This is a genomic window from Plantactinospora sp. CA-290183, from assembly GCF_050936375.1.
Taxonomy (GTDB): Bacteria; Actinomycetota; Actinomycetes; order Mycobacteriales; family Micromonosporaceae; genus Plantactinospora.
This window is the reverse complement of the sequence record NZ_JBNJMX010000001.1, coordinates 568,851-584,192: the sequence shown is the minus strand read 5'-3', so window position 1 is coordinate 584,192 and position 15,342 is coordinate 568,851. Positions and strand designations below refer to the sequence as shown.

Annotated in this window: 15 protein-coding genes; 8 read left to right on the top strand and 7 right to left on the bottom strand. The window is 73.2% G+C overall.

What is annotated here, in order from left to right; all coding sequences use genetic code 11:
• Positions 1-159: 159 nt before the first annotated feature.
• Positions 160-906 carry a lytic polysaccharide monooxygenase gene (locus ACQEUR_RS02800; RefSeq protein ID WP_433024691.1) on the bottom strand — a complete coding sequence of 249 codons (747 nt, stop codon included), beginning with the start codon at positions 904-906 and terminating at the stop codon, positions 160-162.
• Between the two features lie 266 nt (positions 907-1,172).
• Between ACQEUR_RS02800 and ACQEUR_RS02795 the strand changes: the two genes are divergently transcribed.
• The 3 genes from ACQEUR_RS02795 to ACQEUR_RS02785 all read left to right on the top strand — a co-directional run bounded on the left by ACQEUR_RS02795 (position 1,173) and on the right by ACQEUR_RS02785 (position 3,704).
• A complete protein-coding gene (locus ACQEUR_RS02795) occupies positions 1,173-2,171 on the top strand; it encodes a hypothetical protein (RefSeq protein ID WP_433024688.1) in 999 nt (332 codons plus the stop codon).
• Between the two features lie 110 nt (positions 2,172-2,281).
• Complete coding sequence (locus tag ACQEUR_RS02790; protein ID WP_433025912.1) at positions 2,282-2,854, top strand: SigE family RNA polymerase sigma factor; 573 nt, start codon at positions 2,282-2,284, stop codon at positions 2,852-2,854.
• A 1-nt stretch (position 2,855) separates the two neighbouring features.
• Entirely contained in the window at positions 2,856-3,704 is an 849-nt protein-coding gene (locus tag ACQEUR_RS02785; RefSeq protein ID WP_433024685.1) for a hypothetical protein, read from the top strand.
• Positions 3,705-3,745: 41 nt separating this feature from the next.
• Here ACQEUR_RS02785 and ACQEUR_RS02780 read toward each other — a convergent pair whose 3' ends face one another.
• Both ACQEUR_RS02780 and ACQEUR_RS02775 read right to left on the bottom strand, forming a co-directional pair.
• The gene (locus ACQEUR_RS02780) at positions 3,746-4,462 is read right to left on the bottom strand and encodes a TMEM175 family protein (protein WP_433024682.1); all 717 of its coding nucleotides are present in this window, start codon (positions 4,460-4,462) and stop codon (positions 3,746-3,748) included.
• A 117-nt stretch (positions 4,463-4,579) separates the two neighbouring features.
• The gene (locus ACQEUR_RS02775) at positions 4,580-7,174 is read right to left on the bottom strand and encodes a M14 family zinc carboxypeptidase (RefSeq protein WP_433024680.1); all 2,595 of its coding nucleotides are present in this window, start codon (positions 7,172-7,174) and stop codon (positions 4,580-4,582) included.
• 224 nt (positions 7,175-7,398) lie between these two features.
• Between ACQEUR_RS02775 and ACQEUR_RS02770 the strand changes: the two genes are divergently transcribed.
• The gene (locus ACQEUR_RS02770) at positions 7,399-8,055 is read left to right on the top strand and encodes a response regulator transcription factor (RefSeq protein WP_433024678.1); all 657 of its coding nucleotides are present in this window, start codon (positions 7,399-7,401) and stop codon (positions 8,053-8,055) included.
• Between the two features lie 13 nt (positions 8,056-8,068).
• Positions 8,069-9,445, top strand: coding sequence for an ATP-binding protein (locus ACQEUR_RS02765; protein WP_433024676.1), 1,377 nt, complete (start codon positions 8,069-8,071; stop codon positions 9,443-9,445).
• Between the two features lie 58 nt (positions 9,446-9,503).
• Here ACQEUR_RS02765 and ACQEUR_RS02760 read toward each other — a convergent pair whose 3' ends face one another.
• A complete protein-coding gene (locus ACQEUR_RS02760; RefSeq protein WP_433025909.1) occupies positions 9,504-10,469 on the bottom strand; it encodes a TAXI family TRAP transporter solute-binding subunit in 966 nt (321 codons plus the stop codon).
• A gap of 130 nt (positions 10,470-10,599) precedes the next feature.
• On the opposite strand from ACQEUR_RS02760, the gene ACQEUR_RS02755 reads away from it, so the two are divergent.
• Complete coding sequence (locus tag ACQEUR_RS02755; RefSeq protein WP_433024674.1) at positions 10,600-11,250, top strand: hypothetical protein; 651 nt, start codon at positions 10,600-10,602, stop codon at positions 11,248-11,250.
• A gap of 64 nt (positions 11,251-11,314) precedes the next feature.
• Here the strand turns inward: ACQEUR_RS02755 and ACQEUR_RS02750 are convergent, their stop codons facing one another.
• The gene (locus ACQEUR_RS02750; protein ID WP_433024672.1) at positions 11,315-11,623 is read right to left on the bottom strand and encodes an MGMT family protein; all 309 of its coding nucleotides are present in this window, start codon (positions 11,621-11,623) and stop codon (positions 11,315-11,317) included.
• Positions 11,624-11,636: 13 nt separating this feature from the next.
• Between ACQEUR_RS02750 and proB the strand changes: the two genes are divergently transcribed.
• Complete coding sequence (proB, locus tag ACQEUR_RS02745) at positions 11,637-12,872, top strand: glutamate 5-kinase (RefSeq protein WP_433024670.1); 1,236 nt, start codon at positions 11,637-11,639, stop codon at positions 12,870-12,872.
• A gap of 84 nt (positions 12,873-12,956) precedes the next feature.
• Positions 12,957-14,201, top strand: coding sequence for a glutamate-5-semialdehyde dehydrogenase (locus ACQEUR_RS02740; protein ID WP_433024668.1), 1,245 nt, complete (start codon positions 12,957-12,959; stop codon positions 14,199-14,201).
• 7 nt (positions 14,202-14,208) lie between these two features.
• Here ACQEUR_RS02740 and ACQEUR_RS02735 read toward each other — a convergent pair whose 3' ends face one another.
• On the bottom strand, positions 14,209-14,451 hold the full coding sequence (locus ACQEUR_RS02735; protein ID WP_433024667.1) for a helix-turn-helix transcriptional regulator: 243 nt from the start codon (positions 14,449-14,451) through the stop codon (positions 14,209-14,211).
• Positions 14,451-15,302, bottom strand: a complete 852-nt coding sequence (locus ACQEUR_RS02730) for an ABC transporter permease (protein ID WP_433024665.1) — start codon at positions 15,300-15,302, stop codon at positions 14,451-14,453. Before ACQEUR_RS02730 ends, ACQEUR_RS02735 begins: the two co-directional genes overlap by 1 nt.
• Between the last annotated feature and the right edge of the window lie 40 nt (positions 15,303-15,342).

Below are 15,342 nucleotides of genomic sequence, written 5' to 3'. Positions count from 1 at the left end.
CGGCGGTCAGGGTACGGCGGTGGCGGGTCATGGCCTCGTCTCCGGTGCGCCGAAGGGGATGCGGGGGTCCGAGGGGACGCGGGTGCAGGGGTGTGGGTCCGGACCCGCAGGGGGTACGGGTCCGGACCCGGAGACGGGTGGACACCCGTCAGCGGTGCTTCAGAGGCGCTGCCAGAGGGCCGGGACGTTCGGGGGTTCCCAGCCGGGGATGGCGGTGTGCGCCTGCTGGCAGCGGTACGTCGCGCCGCCGTAGGTCACCTGGCTGCCGACCTGGTACGCGGTACCGGATCGCCAGGTTCCGCTGGCCGGCGGCGGTGCGGTGGTGGCCGGCGGCGGGGTGGGCGGGTTCGTCGTACGGGTGGGGGTGGGGTTCGGGTTGGGGTTGCCTCCGCCGCCGCCGATCTGGAGGTCGACGCAGGCGTAGAAGGCGTTCGCCGTGTCGGCGATGTTCCAGACGGCCAGCAGCTTCTGCCGGCCGGTCCGGCCGCCCATGCTGACGCTGTGCGAGACGGTGGCGCCGGGCTGGCGTCCGCCGTCGTCGAAGACGGCGATCCGGCTGCCGCCGATGAAGTACTCCCAGGTGCTGGTGGCGTGCCGGGCGGTGAGCACCCAGTTGAACGTCACCGTGTTGCCGACCGAGGTGGCCGGCCAGTTGCGGCTGTCGTCGTTGAGTACGGCGAAGTGGGCGATGTTGGCGTGGCAGCTGCGCAGCCCCTTCGGGCCCTCCACGCTCTGGGGCTCGTACTGGATCTGGCCGCAGTTGGGCACCCGTCCCTGGGCACACAGGGCCTGGCGGCTGGGGGGTGAGGAGATGTAGCCGTGCGCCTGGGCGGCCGGCGCGGCCACGACGAGCGCGGAGAGGACGGCGGCGACCGTCGTCACCACCAGGACCACGCTTCTTCGCATCGTGGGCTCCTTACGTCATCGGGAAGGTCTCCTCAACATAAGGTAAAGATTGTTAACAGTAAATACACAGCCAGACATTCGTCGATAAGTCCTGCGGCGGGCGGGCACGGGCGGCTGCCCGACCGACGCCGCGGCGGCCCGGCCGGTGCTGTCAGCTACCTGACTGATCTTGGCTGCAACCGGACCCCCGGAACGCACGTGTATTGGCCGCAACACCGGACGAGCGGACCGTCCGCCGTCCACCACGGGGATCCGGAGGACCTGCAATGACCACGACACCCACCCCTCGCCGACTGCTCGGCGGTGTCCTGGGCGGCGCTCTCGCGGTGCTCGCCGCGGCATCCGCCGCACAGGCCGCGCCCGCGGCACCGACGGCGCCGTCCCGGCCCGGCGCCGCGACCGCCGCGGTGACGGGATCGGTCGCCCCCCGGGACGCCGCGGTCTCGGTCGGCCGGCTGGTGTTCGAGCCCACCGACCGGGGTCACCTCGGCAGCCTGCCGGTCACGGTGACCTACCGGGGCACCGAACCCGGATACCTGAACCTCACCGTCGTCGAGCCGGTCGCCGGATCCTTCGAGGGCCTGACCCCGAACGATGCCTGCCTGTTCGGCTGGGCGCCGGACGGCCGGCGGCGGAGCATCCACTGCGGGGTACCGGACGGCGCGCTGGCGCCCGGGGAGCGCCGCAGCTTCACGGTCGACTTCTGGGCACCGACCGCCCCGCGCGACCACGCCATGTCGCTCGCCGGCGGAGAGGTCTCGGTGTACTCGGACGACCCGGCCGACGGCGTCACCAAGCCGTTCGACACCCTGTTCCGGTCGACCACCGGCTCGCTGCGCAACCCCCGGCCGTACGTGCAGGACACCGAGACCGACGCCACCGTCACGGCCGGCACCGCCCGGCTGCTCCGGCAGGCCGACGGCAGCTACGCCGGACGCCTGCCGGTGACCATCAGGTACGCCGGTGACGCCGGCAACGACTTCCTCTCGGTCGACTTCACCCTGCCGGACGGGGTGCAGATCGAGGGCATCGAGCCGACCGAGGTGTGCGCCGGCAACTGGTGCGCGATCCCCGGCGACTCGTTCGCGGCCGGCGAGGAGCGGACGGTGGAGCTGCTGTTCAGCGCCCCGACCGGCACCACCGCGGGGCAGCTCGGCACCGGCACCCTCTCCCTGACGACGTCGCTGTTCGTGGACGACATCCCCGACGTCGACCCGTCCGACAACACCGCCTCGTTCGACGTCGACGCCGTCGACGCCGCATAACCACCAGCACACCGACGCGCATGACCATCGCGGCCGCCCGGCCCCTGACCTTCCAGGAGCCGGGCGGCACCCCGGGATCGACCGAACCGCGTACGGTGAACGCCCCACCCATGATCGAAGGGACGAGAGTGCAGGCGGAGGACCTGGCGCCGCGGTTCGACGATGTCTACCGCTCGCACTTCCAGTCCCTTGTGGTGCAGTTGTACGCGTACGTCGGAGACATGACCGAGGCCCAGGACCTGGTGCAGGAGGCCTTCAGCCGGGCCTGGCCCCGGTGGGAGAAGATCGCCCGCTACGACGACCCGGTGAGCTGGGTGCGCCGGGTCGCCTGGAACGCGGCGACCAGCCGGTGGCGGCGACTGCGGACGGCCCGGCTCTTCGCCGAGCGGCAGCGCCCGGAGAACGTCGACGGCCCCGGCCCGGACCGGGTGGCGCTGGCCGCCGCGCTGGCCACCCTCCCGGCCAACCAGCGCCGCGCGGTCGTCCTGCACCACCTGGCGGACCTGTCGGTGAACCAGATCGCCCTGGAGTGCGACGTCGCCCCCGGCACGGTCAAGTCGTGGCTGCACCGGGCCCGCCTGACGCTCGCCGCCCGGCTGACCGAGACCGACCCGGAGACGCCGCCGCCCGGCGGGGTGCCCCGGAAGCCGAGCTTCCGCCCGTCCGGAACGGAGGTGAACTGACATGGACGACCTCGACCCGCGCACCGGTCACCGGCTGGACGCGGCCTTCGCCGGCTTCCGGTCCGACGCGCTGGACCGGATGATCCCGCCGGACCCGGACGTCGTCCGCCGGATCGCCCACCGCCGGCTGCGCAACCGGGTCACCGCCGCCGGGGCGCTCGCGGCGGTCGTCCTGGCCGGCGGCGTCGCCGCGGTGATCGGCAACGACCCGCGCCCGCCCGCCCCACCCGCCACCGATCCGCCGCCCGCCACCGCCACCGCGCGGCCCTCCCCGCCGGTCGGCCCGACCGCCGGGACGACACCGACACCCACCCCGCCGGCCAGCCCGTCCGCGACGCCGTCCCTCCCGGCCGCTCCGACCACCCCGGCCCGCGACAACCCGGGCGACGCACCGGACGCGCCGCCAGCGGGCCCGGGCCGCCCCACCGACCTGGCGGTCTCCGCCCCGACCGAGGTCAACCTGTCGCCCTCCGGCGACCGGTACGCGGGTTCGATCACGTTCACCGTCCACAACCGGGGCCGGCAGCCGTACGAGTTCACGGGCCTGCGGGTGGTGCAACCGCTGGAGCTGGACATCCGGCTCATCGGCGACGACGCCGGCCCCTGCAACTTCGGCGAGCAGGACACCGAGACCCGGATGCTGGACTGCCACCTGTTCAGCAACGTCCCGGCGGGCGGTGCGCAGAACGTCACCATGACCATCACCGCCGCCGTGGCGCCGGCACCCGGTACCCGGACGGTCGACGGCTTCCGGATCACCGCGCTGAGCGCCCTCGACGGCGAGTACCTGACCGACCGGACGCCGGCCGACAACAGCGTCTCGGTGCGGGTACACCTCTCCGGCGGGTGACCGGCGGACCGACCCCGGCCCGGCCGGCCCGCACCGGTTGCTCAACTGGCCGGGCGTCCCGCCGACCCTCGGCCGAGCAGCCGCCCCAACGGGCCCTCCCGCAGTCCCTCGCTGGTCAACGCGTGATAGCAGATCATCACGATGATGCCGACCAGCCCGACGACCGGGTTGACGAACCACCCGAGCAGCCCGCTGAGGCCGTACAGCAGCAGCCCGGTGAGCGGGCGGAAGGCCTGGCTGCGGATGTACCGGCGCGTCACCCCGGGGCTGAGCAGCTCGGGACGGCGGCGCAGGTAGCCGAAGAGGACCATCCAGGGGGCGGACATCAGCGCGGCGGCGACCGCGTACAGGACCACCGCCACCCGCCGGTCGCGGTCGTCGCTGCCGGGTGCCAACGCGGCGGCGAGCACGCTGGTCGAGAACGGGACGATCACCGCGCCCAGGAGGACCGCGAGGTTGATCCAGTTGAGCGCGAGGGTCATGCCGGCGACCAGCCGCAGCAGCGCGTGGTGGTTCAGCCAGATCACCCCGACGTAGACGAACGACACCACGAACGCCAGATAGGCGGGCCACTCCTGGAGCAACCCGTGGAGCAGGCCGCCCGGCTCGTGCTCCGGTACCCGCAGCTCCAGCACCAGCAGGGTGATGACGATCGCGAAGACGCCGTCGCTGAACGCCTTCACCCGGTCCGTCTCGGACACCCCGGCCACCACGCCCGGCGAACCGGGCCGGTTCGGCGGATCGTCCCGGTCGGCCATTGACACAGCGTAGCTATCTGGTCACCGGCTCGCCGGTGGTCGGCGGAGCCGGTGCGGTCGTGGTGGCCGATCGGCGTACCGCCGCCGTCCGGCCACCACGACCCGCACCTCAGGTCGTCAGCGCTGACCACCCAGGTACATCGCGTTGAACAGCAGCCGGTACGTGCCGTGCGACTGCGCCCGGTGCTGCGCCTTGAAGCCGATCATCACCACCTGCCCCTCACCGACCTGCGCGGTGACCACGGCCGCCCTGCCGCCGATCACGTCCTCGCCGAGCAGGAACCCGCTCTTCAGCAGGTTCTCCGTCGGCCAGCTGGCCGCCACCGAGACGCCCTCGGCACCCTCGGCCACCTCGAACGCCGGCCCGTCGGCGACGAACGCCGAAGCGGTCGGCGCGAAACCGGCCGCGACCGGGTCGCCGGGGTCGACGTCGAGGTTCAGCACCGAGCCCGGGATGTTGTACTCGGTCTCCTCGACCCCGGCGGTGACGTCGCGCACCGGCACCCCGAACGCCTCGATCGGCAACTGGGCCGCCCGGTTCAGGGTGACCACCGTGCCGCCCGCCTCGACGAACGCCTTCAGGTTGGCCACACCCGCGTCGGTCATCCCGCCGGTGTACTCCGCCGGCAGCGTCCCGGCCGCCCGGCCGTTGCGCATCGAGGCGTACGTCGCGTCGGGCAGCACGATCGTGTCGAACTTCGCCCGCAGGTCACCGCCACGCACCATCGCGTTGGTCAGCTTCTGGTGACCGAAGCGGAACTGCTCCAGGATCAGCCGGGTCCAGCCCTCGTCGTAGTTGTTGAAGCCGTCGTACAGGCCGATCCGGGGCGCGGCGAGCGCGGTCACCGCCGCCGGCGCCGTGTCCACCGCCGCGACGCTGAGCCCCAGCTCGGTGGCGAGCGCGGTCACCCGGTCACCGGTCTGCGGGCCGGGCGTGACCAGGAAGGTGCCGGCCGGCAGCTTCCCGCTGCGGGTGGTCACCTCGCCGGTGCTGCGGGCCACCTTCTCCCCCGCCGCCAGCAGCGCGTTCACCGCCGCCGCGCTGTCGTTGACCCGCGGGTCGAGCGCGTACGCCTGCTTCGGCGCGCCGGCCACCACCCCGGTCGGCACCGTCGGCCAGCCGACCTCGGCGGTGCTCACCGGCACCGTCCGGTCCAGCTTGTCCACCGTGACACCCATCTGGAACGACAGGGTGTAGCCGGTGATGTCGTACGGCGGCTCCAGCGGGCCGCCCGGGTAGAGCCGCCGGTCCGGGTAGACCTGCGGGTTCAGCAGGTCCCGCACGGCCGCCCGGTAGGGCTGCGCCTCCCGGACCAGGTAGCTGCCGGCCGGATAGGTCCGCTTGCCCACCTTGAACGGTGCCAGCGCCCGCTCGACCCGGACGTTGTTCCAGCGCAGCTTGTCGACCAGCTTGGTGGCGGTCGGGAAGTCGGCCTGGTCGGCCGGGATCACGTAGGTGGTCCGGGCGCCGTCCCGGGAACCGTCCCGGGCCATCTGGTACGCGCCGTAGAGCCAGCCCTCGCGGTCGTCGCTGGCCAGCCGCAGCATCGCCCAGGAGGCGGTCGAGATGTAGTCGCAGCTCTGCGACAGGTGCCACTCGCCGCCCTGCCACGGGCTCGGGTAGAACACCGACGGCTGGCTGGTCGAGGTGCCGTCCGCGAACGTGGCGGGGAAGTCCTTCGGGTCGTACACCCGCGGGGTCGCCGAGGCGTGCGCGGTCTCGGTCAGGATGCCGATCTGGTTGTGGTAGTACGGCGCGGTCCGCGCGCCGCCGTTCCACCAGATGTCGTACGACTGGCGGGCCAGCGCCCCGACCTTGTCCTCGCGCTCCAGCCGCTGCCCCATCGCGTCACCGACGAGGTTGACGCCCCGGACCACCTGCGGGTGGATGTTCGGGTTCAGCGGGTCCTCGAACGGCGGGATGCTGATCCGGGCCGGGAAGACCGCGGTCTGGTGCACGTTGTGCATGATCTGCGGCAGCCACTCGTGGAAGAGCTGCCGCCCCACGTTCCGGGTCTCCTGGAGGTTGAACATGTACCAGTCGCGGTTGTTGTCGTGGCCCGCGTACTTCTGGTACAGCTCCGGATAGCCGGCGTCCTGGTACGGCCCGCCGAGGTTCTGCCGGTACCACTCGGCGACTTTGGTGCCGCCGTCCGGGTTGGTGTTCGGCACCAGCAGCGTGACGACGTTGTCCCGGATCGCTTGCGCCTCCGGCGTCTCGCTGGTGACCAGGTCGTACGCGAACCGGGGGGCGGTCTGGTGCCCGGCCACCTCGGTGGAGTGGATGCCGAAGTCGACCCAGGCGACCGCCTTGCCGCTCTGGGCCAGCCCGCGGGCCACCGACTCGGAGAGCCCGTCACCCTGGGAGAGCCGCACCGAGGTTTCCCGGTAGCGGTTGAGGTTCTCCTCCCTGAGGTTCTCCTCCGAGGAGACGATCGCCATCAGCTGCGGCCGGCCCTCGCTGGTCTTCCCGATCTCGACCAGTTTCATCCGCTCGCTGGCCCTGTCCAGCTTGGCGTAGTAGTCGGCGATCTGCTCGTAGGTCGCCAGCTTGTAGTCGGTGCACGGCTCCCAGCCGATCACCGACTGCGGCTTCGGCACCCGCTGCGCGGCGGTCGCACCGCCCGCGGTCGCGGACGTCAGCGCGGGCGTGCCCACCAGTGCCAGTGCGGTGGCGACCGGCAGTGCCGTCCGGGACAGTCTTCGCTTCACCTGGTACCCCTCCATACGACGTTGTACGACGGAAAAGGGTCCGACAGGGGCGGCCGCGCCAGCTCGGATGACTGTGATCTAACAGCTACCGGCGCAGCTTGAGGAACATCGATCCACGGAAGTTGAGGCAAACTTGAGACTCCGGCCGGTCCGCCGACGGTGCGTCCGGTGACACCGATGCGGGATGATCGCGGAGATCGTGCGGGAACGAGGAGCGGGCGGGCATGCGCATCCTGTTGGTGGAGGACGACGCCCGGGTGGCCGGGGCGATGGCCTCGGCACTCTCTCGCCGGGGGTACGACGTGGAGCGCGCCCCGACCGCCGCCGCCGCCCTCGCCGCCGCCCCCTGCGACCTGGTGCTGCTCGACCTCACCCTGCCCGACGGCGACGGGGTCGAGGTCTGCCGGGTGCTGCGGCAGCGCAGCGCGCGGCTCGGCATCATCGCGGTGACCGCCCGGGGCGAGGAGCGGGACCGGGTGCTGGGGCTGCGGATGGGCGCCGACGACTACGTGGTGAAGCCCTTCTCGATGGCCGAACTGGAGGCCCGGATCGTCGCCGTGCTCCGCCGGGCCGGCGGCGCCGAGCCGGGTCCGGGGACCATCGAGGTCGGGCCGCTCTGGATCGACGTGGCCGCCCGCCTGGTCACGCTGCACGGCCGGCAGGTCGGGTTGACCCGCAAGGAGTTCGACATCCTGGTCTCGCTGGCCCGGCAGCCGGGCGCGGTGGTGCCGCACGAGCGCATCCTGCTCGACGTCTGGCCGACCACCTGGGCCGCCCGGCACACCGTCGAGGTGCACGTCGGGTCGCTGCGCGGCAAGCTGGGCGACCCCGACCTGGTGCAGAGCGTGCGCGGCGTCGGCTACCGGCTCCGGACCGAGTAGACCGGAGCCCTACGTGACCCGCCGCCTGGTCTTCAGCTACTCGCTGCTCGTGATCCTGGTGCTGCTCGCCCTGGAGACGCCGCTCGCCGTCACCCTGGCCAACCGGGAGACCGAGCGGATCCGCGCGGACCGGCTGGCCGACGCCAACCGGTTCGCCTCGCTCTCCGGTCCGGCCCTGCGCAGCGACACGGTCAGCGCGATCACCGACGAGCTGCGCCGCTACCACGAGCTGTACGGGATCGCCGCCGCCGTCGTCGACCGGGAGGGCGACCGGGTCGTCGCGACCGGCGGGGTGGACCTCACGCCCGAGCCGACCGGGTCGGTGGTCCGGGGGGCACTGGCCGGCCGGCAGCTCACCCTGCCCGAGGTGGTCTGGCCCTGGCAGCACGGCCCGCTGGTGGTGGCGGTACCGGTCAACGACGGCGGCGAGGTGATCGGCGCCGTCGTCACCGTCTCCGACACCTCCCGGGTGCGCCGGACGGTCAGCGTCTGGTGGGCGGTGCTCGCCATGACCGGCCTGCTCGCCGTCTCCGCCGGGGTGATGACCGCGTTCCGGCTGGCGGGCTGGGTGCTCCGGCCGGTGACCGTGCTCGACGTGGTCACCCACGAGATCGCGGCCGGGGACGGCAAGGCCCGGGTGCCGACCCAGCAGGGGCCGCCGGAGCTGCGCCGGCTCGCCACCAGCTTCAACGAGATGGCCGACGCGGTCGCCGACGCGCTGGACCGGCAGCGCGCCTTCGTCGCGCACGCCAGCCACCAGCTGCGCAACCCGCTCACCGCGCTGCGCCTGCGGGTCGAGGAGCTGGGCCACAGCGTGACCGACGAGTACGGCCGCGACGAGCACAGGCTCGCGCTGGAGGAGACCGACCGGCTCGCCCAGGTGCTCGACGGCCTGCTCACCCTGGCCCGGGCCGAACGGGGCCAGCACAACCTGGTGGTGGTGGACGCCGCCGCGGTGGCCGCCTCCCGGGTCGCCGCCTGGCAGCCGCTGGCCAACCACCGGAACATCACGCTCGCCCTCGCCCCGACCACCGGGCCGGCGTACGTGCACACCGCCCGGACGGCGCTGGACCAGGTGCTGGACGCGCTGATCGACAACGCGGTCAAGTTCGGTCACCCCGGCGGCCGGGTCGAGGTCGCCGTCGACGAGCGGGACGGTGAGGCGGTCGTCCGGGTCAGCGACGACGGCCCCGGCATGACCGAGACGCAGCTGACCCGCTCCACCGAACGGTTCTGGCGGGCCCCGGACACCCAGAACATCGACGGCGCCGGGCTGGGCCTGACCATCGTGGCGGTGCTGGTGGACGCCTCCGGCGGCCGGCTGACCATGCACCGGGCCGAGCCGACCGGGCTGGTCGCCGAGGTGTCCTTCCGAACCGCCCCGGTGTAAGGAAGGGCCCCTTGTTATCGCTTTTTGTATAGGAAGGGCCCCCGCCTAACCGCCGACGTCACGGCTTGTGGGTCCGGTAGTAGCGGGCCGCCCCGGGATGCAGCGCCAGCGGGGTGGTGGTGATGGCCGACTGCGTGTTCAGCCGGGCGGCCGCGGGGTGGGCGCCGGCGAGTTCCTCGCGCCGCTGCATCAGCAGCCGGGTCAGCTCGTAGACCAGCTGTTCGGGCAGGGCGGCGTCAACCACCAGGTAGTTCGGTACCGCCACCGTGGTCACCGGCTCCGTGCCGTACGCCGAGGTGGGGATGTCCCGCCCGACGTAGACCTCGCGGTAGCTGCGGCGCAGCGGCTCCACCCACTCGCCCAGGTCGACGAAGTGGGCCGGGGTCTCGGCGGCGAAGTCCGCGACCGCCTTGACCGGCAACCCGCCGGAGAAGAAGAACGCGTCGATCTCGCCGGTCCGCAGCGCCGCCACCGAGTCGTCGACGCCGAGCCGCGCCGTCTCGGCCAGCTGGTCCGCCACCCCGGCCACCGCGAGCAGCCGGCCGGCGGTCACCGCCGTACCCGAGCCGGGTGCTCCGATCGCGACCCGCCTGCCCCGCAGGTCCTCCAGCCGGCGAATCGGGCTCGTCGCCAGGGTGACCAGGTGCAGCAGGTCGTCGTAGACCCGGGCCACCGCCCGCAACCCGGCGCCGTCCGGCAGCCGGGCGGGCAGGATGTCGGCCTGGGTGAAACCCAGCTCGGCCTGGCCGCCGGAGACCAGCGACACGTTCTCCTCGGAGGCGGCGGTCACCACCACGCTGGCCGTGACGTCCGACAGTTCGCGGTTGAGGATGGTGGCCAGGGACTGGCCGAAGGCGTAGTAGACCGCGGTGGCGCTGCCGGTGGCGATCCGTAACCTGGTCGGCTCGGCGGGCGGCGACGTACAGGCCGAGGAGAGCGCCGAGGAGAGCACGGCGACCGCCACGACCAGCCGCCGCCCGGGCGAGCGGGGGCACGCCCGCCCCGACGGTCCGGCCCCACCCACCCCACCACCCCCGACGAAGATCAACGTCGAACGCAAGTTTTGCTCAATCCTGCAACCGATGTCTACCGCGCCGGCGATGTAGCGGCCACCGTTGGTTCAGGTATTTGTCGCGGCTGCGGGGGGCGGCAGGATGATCTGGAGCACCGGGATGTACGACCTCGACCGGCCCCCACCACGGGCGCCCGGCGGCACCGCCCTGTTGGATCGGGCCTCGCTACCGGACGCGTTCGAGGCGGCGTGCCTCATCCGGTGCACCCGGCTGGACAATGTGCGGCAGCCGTCCACGCTGGTCGCGGAGTTCAGCTCGGCGGCCGCCGCCGCCCGCCTCGGCGAACTGCTGGACCGGCTGGGCACCCCGGCCCGGCCGGAACGGCTCACCGCCGGTGTCCGCCGCCGCTACGAGCTGCACCGGCTGCACGCCACGGAGCCCGGACAACCGTCGGCGGTGCTCGGCACCGGATGGCACCGGGGCCGGGCGGCCGTCCTCGACCCGTCGGCCGTCGGCGCCTCGACGCCCCGGCACGCCCGCCGCCGGGCCCTGGCCTCCGCCGCCTGGCGGGCCGCGCTGCTCGCGGCCGGCCGGCACGTCCGCACCCACATCCTGGGGGTACGCCTCTACGACACCGAACTCGCGGCGGTGCTGGTCCGGGGCGCCCACCTGCTCGGTTCCGCCGCCACCGTCGCGCCCCGCAGCGGTTGCCTGCTCGTCACCGTGCCCGGCGGCGCCGACAAGGAACGCATCGTCCGGCACAGCGCCCTGCCGGCATCGATCGTCGGCTGAGCGCAGCGCCCCGGCCCGGGACGGTCGGCGGCACTCGCCCGTCCCCGGCGAGGCGGTACGCCGCTCAGTCGGGCGGCCACCACTGCGCCGCCGCGAGGTCCACGCCGGCGCCACGCAGCGGCGTCCCCTCGGCGGCCAGCCGGGCCCGTGCCCGCACCTCGTGGCCCGGTGGCAGCCGCCCCACGGAGTTGACCACCCGGTACCACGGCACGCCGCCGCCGTACCGGGCCATGATCGAGCCGACGAGCCGGGCGGAGGAGCGGCCGGACCGCTCGGCCAGGTAGTCGGCGATCGCCCCGTACGACATCACGCGCCCCGGCGGGATCCGCTCAACGACCCCGAGCACCGCTTCGACGTACTCCTCCGGCGTCACGAACCGCCACGATATGGGAGCCCGGCGCCGTCCACCCCGCCGACCCGCGCAGAATGGGCGGGTGCGGGAAGCAGTCACCACAGCACGCCGGATCGTCGTGAAGGTCGGCTCGTCGTCGCTGACCACCGCGGCCGGCGGGCTGGACGCGGAGCGGGTCGACGCCCTCGCCGACGTACTCGCCGGCTGGCTGGCCGGTGGGCCGGCCGGCGGCGGGACCGACGGCGGGCATCCCCGACCGGCCGGCGGTGGCCGTCGGCGGGGCGGCCCGACGGACGGCCGCGAGCTGGTGCTGGTCTCCTCCGGGGCGATCGCCGCCGGGCTGGCGCCGCTCGGGCTCTCCACCCGCCCCCGCGACCTGGCCACCCAGCAGGCCGCCGCCAGTGTCGGACAGGGGCTGCTGATCGGCCGCTACTCGGCCGGCTTCGCCCGGCACGGGCACACCGTCGGGCAGGTCCTGCTCACCGTCGACGACGTGACCCGGCGGGCGCACTACCGCAACGCGTACCGGACCCTGCGCAAGCTGCTCGACCTGGGTGCGGTGCCGATCGTCAACGAGAACGACACGGTCGCCACCGACGAGATCCGGTTCGGCGACAACGACCGGCTGGCCGCGCTGGTGGCCGCCCTCGTCCACGCCGACCTGCTGGTACTCCTCTCCGACGTCGACGCGCTCTACACCGGCGACCCGGCCCGCCCCGACACGGTACGCATCGAGGAGGTCCGCGACGAGCAGGACCTCGCCGAGGTGGCGATCGGCCGGGCCGGCCGGGCCGGGGTCGGCACCGGCGGGATGGTCACCAAGGTCGAGGCGGCCCGGATCGCCACCGGCTTCGGCATCCCGGTGGTGCTCACCGCCGCCCCGCTGGCCACCGGGGCGCTCGCCGGGGAGCCGGTCGGCACCTTCTTCCACCGGGTACGGCAGCGTCCGGCGGCCCGGCTGTTCTGGCTCGCCCACGCCACCTCGCCCCGGGGCCGGCTGCATCTCGACCCGGGCGCGGTGCAGGCCGTGGTGGCCCGCCGCAAGTCGCTGCTGCCCGCCGGGATCACCGCCGTCGACGGCGCCTTCACGGCGGGCGATCCGGTCGACCTGGTGGACGACGCCGGGGCGGCGGTCGCCCGGGGACTGGTCAACTATGACGCGGTGGAGCTGCCCGGCCTGCTGGGCCGCTCCACCGGGGAACTCGCCGCGGCCCTGGGCCCGGCCTACGAACGCGAGGTCGTGCACCGCGACGACCTCGTACTGCTGTAAGGAAGGGCCCCTTCTTATCGCTTTTTGTATAGGAAGGGCCCCCTCCTAACAGCTTGGACAGCGACAGTTGGTGAGGAGCTGGAGATGGGTGTCACCGAACTGGGCCGGCGGGCCCGCGCGGCGGCGAACGCGCTCGCCACGGCCACCCGGGCCGAGAAGGACCGTGGGCTGCACGCGATGGCGGACGCGCTGGTCGCCCGTACCCCGGAGATCCTGGCCGGGAACGAGGCGGACCTGGCGGCCGGCCGCGAGGCCGGGCTGACCGAGGCGATCCTGGACCGGCTCGCCCTCGACGAGGCGCGGGTGGCGGTGATCGCCGGGGCGCTGCGCGAGATGGCCGCGCTTCCCGACCCGGTCGGCGAGGTGGTCCGCGGCGCGACCCTGCCCAACGGGCTGGAGCTGCGGCAGGTCCGGGTGCCGTTCGGGGTGGTCGGGATCATCTACGAGGGCCGCCCCAACGTGACCGTCGACGCGGCCGGGATCTGCCTCAAGTCCGGCAACGCGGCGCTGCTGCGCGGCTCCTCCTCGGCCGCCCGGTCCAACGCGGCGCTGGTGGCGGTGCTCCGGGACGCCCTGACCGGGGTCGGGCTCCCCGCCGACGCGGTCCAGGCGGTGGACGCCTCCTCCCGGGACTCGGTCAAGGAGCTGATGCGGGCCCGCGGCCTGGTCGACGTGCTGATCCCGCGCGGCGGCGCCTCGCTGATCCGTACCGTGGTCGAGGAGTCGACAGTGCCGGTGATCGAGACCGGGGTCGGCAACTGCCACGTCTACGTCGACGCCGCCGCCGACCTGGACAAGGCGGTCGCGATCCTGCTCAACGCGAAGACCCAGCGCCTCTCCACCTGCAACACCGCCGAGTCGTTGCTGGTGCACGCCGACATCGCCGACGCGTTCCTGCCCCGGGCGCTGGCGGCGCTGCACGACGCCGGGGTCACCGTGCACGGCTCGCCCGAGGTGGCCGCGTACTCGCCCGAGGTGGTGCCGGCGACCGAGGAGGACCACGGGACCGAGTACCTGTCCGCGGACATCTCGGCCGCCGTCGTCGGCTCGCTCGACGCCGCGGTCGAGCACATCCGCCGGTACGGCTCGGGGCACACCGAGGCGATCGTCAGCGACTCGGCGTCGGCGATCCGGCAGTTCGTCGCCCGGGTCGACTCGGCGGCGGTGATGGTGAACGCCTCGACCCGGTTCACCGACGGCGGCGAGTTCGGCTTCGGCGCGGAGATCGGCATCTCCACCCAGAAGCTGCACGCCCGCGGGCCGATGGGGCTGCCCGAGCTGACCTCGACCAAGTACGTGGTCACCGGCGACGGCCACCTGCGGGGCTGACCCGGTCTCAGGCCACCACGCGCTCGGTGCTGCCGATCCGGGGGAAGGGCTCGGTGGAGAAGACCACCTCCACCGGCACCTCGAAGTACCGGGCGATCCGCAGCGCCAGGTGCAGGCTCGGGTTGTACTCTCCCCGCTCCAGGTAGCCGACCGTCTGGTAGTGGACGCCGAGCGCGTCGGCGAGGTCCCGGCGCGAGATGCCCCGCTCCGCGCGCAACATCGAGATGCGGTTGTAGATGGCCTCGCTCATCAGGTGATCCTCTGCATCGCCTTCTCCTTGCGGGCGGCCACGCTCGAACCGGACTCCCGCCGGGCCATCCGGCGCAGCACCAGGGGCGCCAGGACCAGGCCGAGCACGCCCCAGGCGCCGAGCACCGCGAACGTCTCCAGGTGCCGCCAGGAGCCGCCGATCTCCACCGCCGCCAGCTCGTCGGGGAGCAGCGCCGAACGCATCCCCAGGCCGAGCCAGTAGATCGGGAAGGCCTGCGCGATCCCCTGCACCCAGGCCGGGAAGGTCGTGATCGGATAGAAGATCCCGGAGGTGCCGACGAGGGCCATGATAGGCAGCGTGATCATTCCGACGTTGCGCGGGTTGGAGAAGAGCGACCCGAGTACGGCGCCGAGCGGCAGGCAGGCGACCAGGCCGAGCAGCACCACCCAGACCAGGGTCAGCCAGGACCCGGCGCCGGTGGCGGTCAGGCCGTCGACCAGGAACAGCCCCGGGATCACCAGCAGCGCGGAGCTGACCAGGCTCATCCCGGCGACCTGCACGACCTTGCCGACCAGGTAGCCGACCATGCCGTGCGGGACGGCCTTGGCCCGCAGCAGGGTGCCGTCCTCGCGCTCCACGGTGAGCGTCATCATCAGGGTCACCAGCGCGCCGAAGGCGAGGCCCCCGCCGAGCACGCTCGGCAGCGTACGGGCGCCGAGCGAGAAGGTGGTGCCGGGCACGGTGGCGTCCCGCATGAAGACCATGACGACCAGGAAGATCACGTTGGGGAAGAGGTAGTTCCACAGGTCCTGGGCGTTGGTGAGGGTCTGCCGCAGCTCGATGCCGCCGCGTACCACCCCGGCCCGCAGGGCAAGCACATTGGTGTTCACCGGGTCCCACCTTCCGTTCGTGACTGCGGGGCTCGCAAAC

What these genes read in the sequence shown, in the direction of transcription:
- ACQEUR_RS02790 (WP_433025912.1), top strand. Translation starts at nt 2,282, where the DNA reads ATGATCGAAGGGACGAGAGTGCAGGCGGAGGACCTGGCGCCGCGGTTC.
- ACQEUR_RS02795 (WP_433024688.1), top strand. Translation starts at nt 1,173, where the DNA reads ATGACCACGACACCCACCCCTCGCCGACTGCTCGGCGGTGTCCTGGGC.
- ACQEUR_RS02735 (WP_433024667.1), bottom strand. Translation starts at nt 14,451, where the DNA reads ATGAGCGAGGCCATCTACAACCGCATCTCGATGTTGCGCGCGGAGCGG.
- proB (WP_433024670.1), top strand. Translation starts at nt 11,637, where the DNA reads ATGGGAGCCCGGCGCCGTCCACCCCGCCGACCCGCGCAGAATGGGCGG.
- ACQEUR_RS02770 (WP_433024678.1), top strand. Translation starts at nt 7,399, where the DNA reads ATGCGCATCCTGTTGGTGGAGGACGACGCCCGGGTGGCCGGGGCGATG.
- ACQEUR_RS02800 (WP_433024691.1), bottom strand. Translation starts at nt 906, where the DNA reads ATGCGAAGAAGCGTGGTCCTGGTGGTGACGACGGTCGCCGCCGTCCTC.
- ACQEUR_RS02780 (WP_433024682.1), bottom strand. Translation starts at nt 4,462, where the DNA reads ATGGCCGACCGGGACGATCCGCCGAACCGGCCCGGTTCGCCGGGCGTG.
- ACQEUR_RS02785 (WP_433024685.1), top strand. Translation starts at nt 2,856, where the DNA reads ATGGACGACCTCGACCCGCGCACCGGTCACCGGCTGGACGCGGCCTTC.
- ACQEUR_RS02740 (WP_433024668.1), top strand. Translation starts at nt 12,957, where the DNA reads ATGGGTGTCACCGAACTGGGCCGGCGGGCCCGCGCGGCGGCGAACGCG.
- ACQEUR_RS02755 (WP_433024674.1), top strand. Translation starts at nt 10,600, where the DNA reads ATGATCTGGAGCACCGGGATGTACGACCTCGACCGGCCCCCACCACGG.